Raw genomic sequence first — 1,689 nt, 5'->3', positions numbered from 1 at the left:
TTGCAGGTGATCTTCTGCCACCAATCGCTTCGGCCGGAGTGATAAGGCCTGCCGCGATGCTTGGCTATGACGCCTTCCAGGCCATGCTCGCAGGCGACACGGAAGAATTCTTCCCCTTCCGCCTCGACCTCGTCTGAAAGCCGGATCGCGCCGTCGCGGCCCGTGACGATCGGCTTCAGCAGGCGCCGGCGCTCGTGCTGAGGCAGCCGGCGCAGATCGCGGCCGTCAAGATAGAGGAGATCGAAAGCGTAGAAGATGATTTCGCTGGCCTCGTGCGCGGCCGGCCGGCGCCCGAGCGCCCGTTGGAGCATGCCGAAATCGGAGCGCCCCCTGTCGTCGAGCACGACCGCTTCGCCGTCGAGAATGGCGGTCTTCAGTCCGAGCCGGCGCGCCTCGGCCGCAATCGTCGGAAAACGGCTCGTCCAATCGTGGCCGCCACGCGTGATGATCCGCACGCGCTCCGGATCGATGTGGACTGCGAGCCGGTAGCCGTCCCATTTCACCTCGAACGTCCAGTCCGGCCCCTTTGGCGGCTTGTCCACCAGCATCGCCAAACATGGATCGACGCGGGCCGGCATCGGGTCCGGCGAAGGCGTGTCGGGGGGCTTTCTCGAGGATGCTCTGGCCATTGGCCTATTAACGCACAATCCTGCGAGAAATGCCGTATCGGAGAGGTTGAACTACTCCTGAGCCGCCAGTGTTTCGACCAAGTCGAACTCGGCCCTGAGGGCTGGTCTCGGTGTCCAGTAATTCGCATTTTGTCGCGCCCGTGTGTGGACACTTCACCCAGACGACCGGCGAGCTAGAAGGCTCGATAAGCCGACTTGTCGAAATGAGGGTCGTCGATCCGCTGCAAGCCGAGTTGCTGTGTCCATTCCTCGAAAGATTGTCCTGCCATCGCTCCGGCCAGTTGATGTTGCTGAAAAACGCCCCATGAATCAGTGTAGCCGAATTGGATATGCGGCTGCACCCTCGAATCCGTGTGGAGGAACGGAATTCTGGCACGCCGCTTCGCGACCGCGCTCTATGCCGGCGGCACGGAGCCCATGTTTCGTCTGGTCTCCGCCCATGCGGGTGACGATCGCTCGTGCGGACTGCTTCGCAGCCAGCAATCACAACTGATACACCCAAAATGGCACCATGCGGCGGTTTACAGCGACGGATGAAATCAGCATAGTGCGCGACGGCAACGACAATCACGAGTTGGTGATGGCAAGTCGCTAGCCCTTCTTGTCATCAACCACGGGAGCCGTCCTGGAGCATTTCCGGGACGGCTCTTTTCGAAATCCGGTGACCGATCATGACGAAGAAATCTGCTCCCTGCCGTCCCCTGTTCGTAAGCAGATCGCTTCTCAATCCGGATGACTTGCTCGAATGGGCTCAGGGCGAAGGATTTCAAAGACCGATCCGCGCCTCAGCGCTGCATGTGACGGTCGCGCTCAGCCGCGACCCGTTGCCGTGGCTAGAGATTCCGGCATGCGACGGCTATCTGTCCGTGCCTCGAGGGCGCCGGCGGCTGGTCCGCCAATTCAGTGGCGTGGCTGTCCTGATTTTCGGATGCCGGAAACTGCGCCAACGTCATGCGCAGTTCCGCCGGCACGGGGCGAAGTGGGAACACCCGACGTATCAGCCCCACGTTGCGTTCGCGATCGATGATGATCGTGACCTCTGTCTTGTGCGGCCTTATGT

3 protein-coding genes are annotated in these 1,689 nt (G+C 61.5%); 1 reads left to right on the top strand and 2 read right to left on the bottom strand.

The window, feature by feature from the left end:
- Nucleotides 1–629: RNA ligase family protein (locus EOA49_RS31790; RefSeq protein WP_281058471.1), on the bottom strand; the 629-nt coding region annotated here is incomplete at its 3' end.
- A gap of 173 nt (nucleotides 630–802) precedes the next feature.
- Nucleotides 803–970 (bottom strand): hypothetical protein, encoded by a 168-nt coding sequence (locus EOA49_RS32970; protein WP_164746906.1) that lies wholly within the window; start codon nucleotides 968–970, stop codon nucleotides 803–805.
- Between the two features lie 330 nt (nucleotides 971–1,300).
- Here EOA49_RS32970 and EOA49_RS33210 point away from each other — a divergent pair.
- The coding region (locus EOA49_RS33210) for a phage prohead protein (protein ID WP_206520251.1) at nucleotides 1,301–1,689 on the top strand (389 nt) is incomplete at its 3' end.

Source organism: Mesorhizobium sp. M1A.F.Ca.IN.020.04.1.1 (assembly GCF_003997315.1).
Lineage (GTDB): Bacteria > Pseudomonadota > Alphaproteobacteria > Rhizobiales > Rhizobiaceae > Mesorhizobium.
This window is presented reverse-complemented; position numbering and strand designations above follow the sequence as displayed.